7 protein-coding genes are annotated in these 9026 nt (G+C 70.7%); 3 read left to right on the top strand and 4 right to left on the bottom strand.

The window, feature by feature from the left end; translation table 11 throughout:
* Positions 1-608: 608 nt before the first annotated feature.
* From O4U47_RS26875 to O4U47_RS26860, 4 genes are all read right to left on the bottom strand, one after another.
* Positions 609-1415: a succinate dehydrogenase/fumarate reductase iron-sulfur subunit gene (locus tag O4U47_RS26875; RefSeq protein WP_270680777.1), complete on the bottom strand. Its 807-nt coding sequence runs from the start codon at positions 1413-1415 to the stop codon at positions 609-611.
* Complete coding sequence (locus tag O4U47_RS26870) at positions 1412-3382, bottom strand: fumarate reductase/succinate dehydrogenase flavoprotein subunit (protein WP_270680776.1); 1971 nt, start codon at positions 3380-3382, stop codon at positions 1412-1414. Before O4U47_RS26870 ends, O4U47_RS26875 begins: the two co-directional genes overlap by 4 nt.
* A gap of 67 nt (positions 3383-3449) precedes the next feature.
* A complete protein-coding gene (locus tag O4U47_RS26865; protein ID WP_270680775.1) occupies positions 3450-4268 on the bottom strand; it encodes a hypothetical protein in 819 nt (272 codons plus the stop codon).
* A 278-nt stretch (positions 4269-4546) separates the two neighbouring features.
* The gene (locus O4U47_RS26860) at positions 4547-5488 is read right to left on the bottom strand and encodes a LysR family transcriptional regulator (RefSeq protein WP_270680774.1); all 942 of its coding nucleotides are present in this window, start codon (positions 5486-5488) and stop codon (positions 4547-4549) included.
* Between the two features lie 80 nt (positions 5489-5568).
* On the opposite strand from O4U47_RS26860, the gene O4U47_RS26855 reads away from it, so the two are divergent.
* The 3 genes from O4U47_RS26855 to O4U47_RS26845 are packed head-to-tail and all read left to right on the top strand — an operon-like array spanning position 5569 to position 8957.
* On the top strand, positions 5569-6270 hold the full coding sequence (locus O4U47_RS26855; RefSeq protein ID WP_270680773.1) for a succinate dehydrogenase cytochrome b subunit: 702 nt from the start codon (positions 5569-5571) through the stop codon (positions 6268-6270).
* Entirely contained in the window at positions 6271-8211 is a 1941-nt protein-coding gene (locus O4U47_RS26850) for a fumarate reductase/succinate dehydrogenase flavoprotein subunit (RefSeq protein WP_270680772.1), read from the top strand. It begins immediately after the preceding gene.
* On the top strand, positions 8208-8957 hold the full coding sequence (locus tag O4U47_RS26845; protein ID WP_270680771.1) for a succinate dehydrogenase/fumarate reductase iron-sulfur subunit: 750 nt from the start codon (positions 8208-8210) through the stop codon (positions 8955-8957). The genes O4U47_RS26850 and O4U47_RS26845 overlap by 4 nt, the downstream gene beginning before the upstream one ends.
* Positions 8958-9026: the final 69 nt, after the last annotated feature.

The following is a 9026-nucleotide window of genomic DNA, read 5'->3' as shown; positions in this document are numbered from 1 at the left end:
GCCCATGAGCGGGGTACCGGCCAAGCCGCCCGACCACCCGCACCGCGAGGAACCCGCCGCCCGGCAAGCAAGCCCGGGGAACCGCCCCGCTCGCACCGTCGCCGCCATTTTCCTTGCACCCCGCTGACCCGCCGCCCGGCCGAGGCCCGGAGCGGGGCACCAGCTCCGCCGTCGCCGCCAACCACCCCGACCACGCACACACCCGGCGGCCGACAGTGCCACCGCAAGGGCCGCCGACCTGCGTCCTCGCCGCCCTCCACCTCACACCCCGGCCACCCACCGCCCGGCCAGGGCCCGCCAGTGGGGTACCGGCCGAGCCGCCTGGTCACCCGGACCGCGAGGAACCCGCCGCCCGCCAAGCAGGCCCGGGGAACCGCCCCGCTCACCCTGTCGGCGCCACCTCCCCTCGCGCCGTCGGCCTTCACCCCTCGCGCCGTCGGCCTTCCCCCCTCGCGCCGTCGGCCTTCCCCCCTCGCGCCGTCGGCCTTCACCCCTCGCGCCGCGGATCTCCACCCCTCGCGCCGCCGACCTCCTCCCCCCGGGGTTCGGACATGAGGAAGCGGCGGGAACAGGGCTCCGAGCCCTGTCACCGCCGCTCGCTGCTTCCGTTACTCCGTCCCGCCCTGGTCGCCCGGGCGGGTGTTGGGGACGCGGGGGGTGTCCGCCCCCTTCCTCAGGCCGATGGTCGAACCCAGCCACACCAGCGGGTCGTACTTACGGTCGGCCACGCGCTCCTTCAGCGGGATCAGCGCGTTGTCGGTGATCGTGATGTTCTCCGGGCACACCTCGGTGCAGCACTTGGTGATGTTGCAGTACCCGAGCCCGAAGTCGTCCTGGGCGGCCTTGCGGCGGTCGGCCGTGTCCTCCGGGTGCATCTCCAGCTCGGCCACGCGCATCAGGAACCGGGGCCCCGAGAAGGCCTCCTTGTTCTCCTCGTGGTCCCGCACCACGTGGCACACGTTCTGGCACAGGTAGCACTCGATGCACTTGCGGAACTCCTGCGACCGCTCCACGTCCTGCTGCCGCATCCGGAAGCTCCCCGGCTCGGCGTCCTCCGACGGGGTGAAGGACGGGATCTCCCGCGCCTTCTGGTAGTTGAAGGACACATCGCACACCAGGTCGCGGATGACCGGGAAGGTGCGCATCGGCGTCACCGTGATCGGCTCGTCGTCGGCGAACGTGCTCATCCGCGCCATGCAGGACAGCCGCGGCCGCCCGTTGATCTCCATGGAGCACGACCCGCACTTGCCCGCCTTGCAGTTCCACCGCACCGCCAGGTCCGGGGCCTGGGTCGCCTGGAGGCGGTGCAGCACGTCCAGCACCACCTCGCCCTCGTTCACCTCGACCTCGTAGGACGCCAGCTCCCCGCCGTCCCCGCCGCCGCGCCACACGCGGAACGTCCGCTTCGCGCTCATCGGTCCTCCTCCTTCGGGGCCGCCTCTTCGGGGGTCTCGGCCGGGAGCTCCTCCTCGGTCAGGTACTTGGCCAGCTCCTCCCGGTCGAACAGCGCCATCAGGTCCGGGCGCAGCACATCGACCGGCCGGCTGCGCAGCCGCACGCCGCCGCTCCCGGTCAGCGACGCCACCAGGTTCACCTTCCGCCACTGCGACGACATCCCCGGGAAGTCGTCGCGGGTGTGCCCCCCGCGCGACTCCTCGCGCTCCAGCGCCGCGCGCGCCACCGCCTCCGACACCATCAGCATGTTCGGCAGGTCCAGAGCCAGGTGCCACCCGGGGTTGTAGACCCGGCCGCCCTCGGCCCGCACCGACGCCGCCCGGTCGGCCAGCTTGGCCAGCGACTCCAGCGCCTGCTCGATCTCCGGTCCCCGGCGGATGATCCCCACCAGGTCGTTCATGGTCTGCTGCACCTCCTGGTGCAGGGCGTAGGGGCTCTCCCCGGTCTCCCGCTCCAGGGGCGCCGACTGCCGCCCCAGCGCCTCGGCGACCGCCTCGTCCGCGGGCACGGGGCGGGCGTCGAGACCGTCCAGGTACTCGGCGGCGCCGAGCCCCGCCCGGCGCCCGAACACCAGCAGGTCGGACAGGGAGTTGCCGCCCAGCCGGTTGGAGCCGTGCATGCCCCCCGCCACCTCTCCGGCGGCGAACAGCCCCGGCACCACCGCGGCCCCGGTGTCGGCGTCCACCTCGACCCCGCCCATGACGTAGTGGCAGGTGGGGCCGACCTCCATCGGCTCGGCGGTGATGTCGACGTCGGCCAGCTCCTTGAACTGGTGGTGCATCGACGGCAGCCGCCGCATGATCTCCTCGGCCGGCATCCGGCTGGCGATGTCCAGGAAGACCCCGCCGTGCGGCGACCCGCGCCCCTCCTTCACCTCGGCGTTGATCGCCCGCGCCACCTCGTCGCGCGGCAGCAGCTCGGGCGGGCGCCGGTGGCCGGACGGGTCGGTGTACCAGCCGTCGGCCTCCTCCTCGGTCTCGGCGTACTGGGCGGCGAACACCTCGGGGACGTAGCCGAACATGAACCGCTCGCCCTCGGAGTTGCGCAGCACGCCACCGTCGCCGCGCACCGACTCGGTGACGAGGATGCCGCGCACCGACGGCGGCCACACCATGCCGGTCGGGTGGAACTGCACGAACTCCATGTTGAGCAGCCCCGCCCCGGCGCGCAGCGCCAGTGCGTGCCCGTCGCCGGTGTACTCCCAGGAGTTGGAGGTGGTCTTGAACGACTTGCCGATGCCGCCGGTCGCCAGCACCACCGTCGGCGCCTCGAAGAGCATCGGGGCGCCGGTCGCGCGGTCGTAGGCCAGCGCTCCGGCGATCCTGCCCTCCCGTCGCCCGCCGCCACCCTCAACGGTGCCGCTTCGCGGCGCGGTACCGTCCAGGACGAGTTCGGTGACGGTGGTCTCCGCGAACACCCGGAGCATCGCGTCCGGGTCGCCCAGCTCGGCCGCGTCGGCCTGCTGCAGCTGCACCACCCGCTGCTGCAGGGTGCGGATCAGTTCCAGCCCGGTCCGGTCGCCCACGTGCGCCAGGCGCGGGTACTCGTGGCCGCCGAAGTTGCGCTGGCTGATCCTGCCGTCGCCGGTGCGGTCGAACAGCGCCCCCCACATCTCCAGCTCCAGGATGCGGTCGGGGGCCTCCTTGGCGTGCAGCTCGGCCATGCGCGGGTCGTTGAGGAACTTGCCGCCGCGCATGGTGTCGCGGAAGTGCACCTGCCAGGAGTCGGCGTCGTTGACGTTGCCGAGCGCGGCCGCCGCGCCGCCCTCGGCCATGACGGTGTGCGCCTTGCCGAACAGGGACTTGGAGATGATCGCGGTGCGCTTGCCGCGCTGGCGCGCCTCGATGGCGGCGCGCAGCCCGGCCCCGCCGGCTCCGATCACCACCACGTCGTAGGCGTGCCGGGTGGTCTCGCTCAGATCGGGCATGGCACTGCCCTCCTCACCGGTGTCGGGCTCGCAGGGGAGCGGCTCTCGCGCGTGCTGCGGGCGGTGCTCAATTGACGATCCTGAGGTCGGTGAGCACGCCGCTCGCCACCAGCGCCACGTACAGGTCGGTCAGCACGAGCGTGCCGAGCGTGATCCAGGCGAACGCCATGTGCCGGGTGTTGAGCTTGGAGACCACGGTCCACAGCCGGTACCGCACGGGGCGGGAGCCGAAGCTGCGCAGGCGGCCGCCGATCACGTGGCGGCAGCTGTGGCAGCTCAGCGTGTAGCACCAGAGCAGCACCACGTTCGTGAACAGCACGAGGTTGCCCACGCCGATGCCGAAACCGCCTCCGGCCCCGTGGAACAGCGCCACCGTCGCGTCATAGGTGTTGATGAGCGAGATGAGGAGCGCCGCGTAGAAGAAGTAGCGGTGGGCGTTCTGCAGGATGAGGGGGAAACGCGTCTCCCCGGTGTACTTGGCGTGCGGCTCGCGGACCGCGCACGCGGTGGGGGACTGCCAGAACGAACGGTAATAGGCCTTCCTGTAGTAGTAGCAGGTGAACCGGAACAGCAGCAGGAGCGGAAGGCTGATCACCGCGAACGGGATGAACCACGGGAAGTCCCACGGAAGCCTCCCGAACACCGCCGCGTCGGGCGCGCACTGGCCGGCGACGCACGGCGAATAGAACGGGGTGAGGTAGTGGTACTCCTGCACCCAGTAATGGTCCTGCTGCAGCGCCCTGGCCAGGCCGTAGACCAGGAAGGCGGTCAGCCCGAGCACGGTCAGGGCGGGCCCGGACCACCACCGGTCGGTGCGCAGCGTCCGTGCGGTGATCCGCGCGCGCTCGAGGCCGGGCTGTTCCGGCGGGGGAAGAGTCGATGTCATGGCCGCACATCTCCCTAAGGATCGGTGGAGCCACGCTAGGACGACGCGATCACGAATTCAGCAAGAAATCACAGCGCAACGGATGTGAAAAACACCACTCCCCCGGAAGGGCGTCCGGCGATTCGGCGATAAATGGTGGCTTATCCGAAGACCGGCGTTTCGGGGGTTTTGTCGCCTGATGGGGCCTGTGGTGTCCGTGTGGCGATCGAATGCCCGTATGGGGCGGCGAAACTGAGGCTAGCCTTCATTTCTGGAATCTATCGCACGGTTCACCCGCGTCACGGCAGTGACGCGGCGATCACTTCCAGGTCCTCGCCGATCTCGTCGCGGGTCAGGTGGGTCAGGTACGTCATCAGGTGCCGCCGGAACGCCTTGGCGCTGTTCGACGGCTCCACGTCCTTGCGGTGCGCCAGCGCGATCGTGCGCAGCAGGCGCGGCCGGGCCAGCGGGGTCCCCCGCAGCCCGGGGCGGTTCTTGAGCACCATGCTCGGCACCACCGCCAGCCCCAGGCCCGCCTCGACGAACCGCAGCACCGCGTCCATCTCCCCGCCCTCGACCGCCAGCCGCGGCTCGAACCCGGAGTCCCGGCACGCCGTCAGCGTGGCCTCCCGCAGGTCGTAGCCGCGGCGGAACATCACCAGCGGCCGGTCCCGCAGCTGGGTCACCCGCATGCTCGCCCCCGTCGTCGGCGGCGGGGCGTCGGCCGCGCTCACCACCACCAGGTTCTCCCGCAGGATGGGGGTGGTGACGAACGCCGGGTCGCTGCTCTGCAGCGGCAGGATGATCAGCGCCAGGTCCAGCTCGCCCTTGCCGAGCGCGCGGATCAGGTCGCGCGAGCCGCTCTCCTCCACCCCCAGCTCGATGCCGGGGAAGCGGGAGTGGAACCCGGCCAGCGCGTCGGCGACCAGGCCGCCGCACAGCGACGGGGTGGCGCCCAGGCGCACCCGCCCCTTGCGCATCCCCGCCAGCTCGGCCACCTCCCGCCGCGCCGTCTCCATGTCCGCGACCATGCGCTGGGCGAGCGGAAGCAGCGCCTCACCGGCCGGAGTGAGTGTGATATTTCCCCTTGCGCGGCTGAACAGCGGCGTCCCGAGCTCGCCCTCCAGGGTCCGGATCTGCTTGCTCAGGCTGGGCTGGGCGACCTGGCAGAGCTCGGCTGCGCGGGTGAAATGCCGCGTCTCGGCGACCGCCAGGAAGTACGCGAGCTGCTGGAACTGCATGCCCCATAGCCTACGGCTATGGACACCAGGGCCCCCATGACTTAGACGACTTTCTTTATGGAGCCTTAAAGTGGCAGGTCGTGGCGAACAGTACCCTGACCAAGCAGCGCGCGGAGGCGCGGCGGTCGACGGTGGCCCTCAAGTCCGCGATGGCGGTCACCGGCCTGATCCTCGTGCTCTTCCTCATCGCGCACATGTACGGCAACCTGAACGTCTTCGCCGGCCAAGAGGCGTTCGACGACTACTCGCACCACCTGCGTGAGCTGGGCGAGCCGATGCTGCCCCACGAGGGCTTCCTGTGGATCATGCGGATCGTCCTGCTGGCGTCCGTGCTCGTCCACATCGGCTCGGCCGTCGCGCTCACGCGGCGCGCCGGGAGGGCGCGCCCGGTGCGCTACCAGACCAGGAAGCCGGTGCAGCAGACCTACGCGTCGCGCACCATGCGCTGGGGCGGTGTCATCATCGCCCTGTACGTGGTCTTCCACATCCTCCACCTGACCACGAACACCATCGCTCCCGGAGGGGCCTCGGACAGCCCCTACGAGCGGCTGGTGCGCGGCTTCCAGCCGGAGAACTTCTGGGTCACCGCGATCTACGTCCTCGCCGTGATCCTGGTGGGGCTGCACCTGCGCCACGGCATCTGGAGCGCCGCGGCCACCCTCGGCCTCAACCGCGAGGGCCGCCGCCGCGCGATCAACACCGTCGCGATCATCATCGCGGCCGTCATCACGGTGGGCTTCCTGCTGCCCCCGTTCTCCGTTCTCTTCGGGCTGGTGGGATAAATGACCGAGCTCTACACCGAGGGCGCCCCGATCGCCGACGAGAAGGCGCCCGCCGGACCGATCAACGAGCGCTGGGACAAGCGCCGCTTCTCCGCGCGCCTGGTGAACCCGGCCAACCGCCGCAAGCTGTCGGTGATCATCGTGGGCACCGGCCTGGCCGGCGCCTCGGCCGCGGCGACCATGGGCGAGGCCGGCTACCACGTCAAGTCGTTCTGCTACCAGGACAGCCCCCGCCGCGCGCACAGCATCGCGGCCCAGGGCGGCATCAACGCGGCCAAGAACTACCGCAACGACGGCGACAGCATCTACCGGCTGTTCTACGACACCGTCAAGGGCGGCGACTTCCGCTCCCGCGAGTCCAACGTCTACCGCCTGTCCCAGGTCAGCGTCGAGATCATCGACCAGTGCGTGGCCCAGGGCGTGCCGTTCGCCCGCGAGTACGGCGGCCTGCTGGACAACCGCTCCTTCGGCGGCGTCCAGGTCTCGCGCACCTTCTACGCCCGCGGCCAGACCGGCCAGCAGCTCCTCATCGGCGCCTACCAGGCCCTGGAGCGCCAGGTCGCGGCCGGCACCGTGGAGATGAACACCCGGCACGAGATGCTGGAGCTGATCGTCGTCGACGGCCGCGCCCGCGGCATCGTCGCCCGCGACATGGTCACCGGCGAGATCGAGACGCACTTCGCCGACGCCGTGGTGCTGGCCAGCGGCGGCTACGGCAACGTCTTCTTCCTCTCCACCAACGCCATGGGCTGCAACGTCACGGCGTCCTGGCGCGCGCACCGCAAGGGCGCGCACTTCGCCAACCCGTGCTACACGCAGATCCACCCGACCTGCATCCCGGTCAGCGGCGAGTACCAGTCCAAGCTGACCCTGATGAGCGAGTCGCTGCGCAACGACGGCCGCATCTGGGTGCCCAAGGAGGCCGGGGACAAGCGCGACCCGCGCGAGATCCCCGAGGACGAGCGCGACTACTACCTGGAGCGCATCTACCCGTCCTTCGGCAACCTGGTGCCGCGCGACATCGCCTCCCGCGCCGCCAAGAACGTGTGCGACGAGGGCCGCGGCGTCGGCCCCGGCGGCCTGGGCGTCTACCTGGACTTCGCCGACGCCATCAAGCGCATGGGGCGCCCGGCGGTCGAGGCCAAGTACGGCAACCTGTTCGACATGTACCAGCGCATCACGGGCGAGAACCCCTACGAGGTCCCGATGCGCATCTACCCGGCGGTCCACTACACGATGGGCGGCCTGTGGGTCGACTACGACCTGCAGTCCTCCATCCCGGGCCTGTTCGTCACCGGCGAGGCCAACTTCTCCGACCACGGCGCCAACCGCCTGGGCGCGAGCGCGCTGATGCAGGGCCTGGCCGACGGGTACTTCGTGCTGCCGAACACGATCAACGACTACCTCGCCGACGGCCCGTTCGAGGAGGTCGACGCGTCCACCCCCGAGGCCAAGGAGGCGGCCGAGTCGGTGCGCTCGCGCATCGACAAGCTGCTGTCCATCGACGGGGAGCGGACCGTGGACTCCATCCACAAGGAACTCGGCCACATCATGTGGGAGTACTGCGGGATGGAGCGCGACGAGGAGGGCCTGCGCAAGGCCATCGACCGCATCCGCGAGCTGCGCGAGGAGTTCTGGACCAACGTCAAGGTCCTGGGCTCCAACGACGAGCTCAACCAGGCCCTGGAGAAGGCCGGCCGCGTCGCCGACTTCCTGGAGCTCGGCGAGCTCATGTGCATCGACGCGCTGCACCGCCGCGAGTCCTGCGGCGGGCACTTCCGCGCCGAGAGCCAGACCGAGGACGGCGAGGCGCTCCGCCACGACGACGCCTACGCCTACGTCGCCGCCTGGGAGTTCACCGGGACCGGTGAGCCGCCGGTGCTGCACAAGGAAGCACTGGAGTACGAGTACGTCGAGATGAAGCAGCGGAGCTACAAGTGAACATCACCCTGCGCGTTTGGCGTCAGAAGGGCCGCGACGACTCGGGCCGGATGGTCACCTACAAGGTCGAGGACGTCAACCCCGACATGTCCTTCCTTGAGATGCTCGACGTCCTCAACGAGAAGCTCACCCTCTCGGGCGAGGACCCGGTGGCCTTCGACCACGACTGCCGCGAGGGCATCTGCGGCGCCTGCGGCGTGGTCATCAACGGCGTGGCCCACGGGCCGGAGAACACCACCACCTGCCAGCTGCACATGCGCAGCTTCAACGACGGCGACGAGATCACCATCGAGCCGTGGCGGGCCAAGGCGTTCCCGGTCGTCAAGGACCTGGTGGTGGACCGCGGGTCGTTCGACCGGGTGATCCAGGCCGGCGGCTACATCAGCGCGCCGACCGGGACCGCCCCGGACGCCCACGCCACCCCGGTGCCCAAGGCCGACGCGGACCGCGCGTTCGACGCGGCCACCTGCATCGGCTGCGGCGCATGCGTGGCGGCCTGCCCGAACGCCTCGGGCATGCTCTTCACCGCCGCCAAGATCACCCACCTGGGCAGCGTGCCCCAGGGGCAGCCCGAGCGGGACGCCCGCGTGATCAACATGATCAACCAGCACGACGCCGAGGACTTCGGCGGGTGCACGAACATCGGCGAGTGCGCCGCGGTCTGCCCCAAGGGCATCCCGCTGGACACCATCTCCCAGCTCAACCGGGACCTCCTGGGCGCGCTGGCGAGCAGCAAGTCGGAGTAGCCGGGAGCGCGCCGGACCGCCGGCGCGTCCGGGCGGCGGGCGGGGCCGTCCCCGGGAGGGGGCGGCCCC

This window comes from Nocardiopsis suaedae, assembly GCF_027706745.1.
Taxonomy (GTDB): Bacteria; Actinomycetota; Actinomycetes; order Streptosporangiales; family Streptosporangiaceae; genus Nocardiopsis_A; species Nocardiopsis_A suaedae.
The sequence above is the reverse complement of the archived record's forward strand: the minus strand, read 5'-3'. Positions and strand labels throughout refer to the sequence as shown.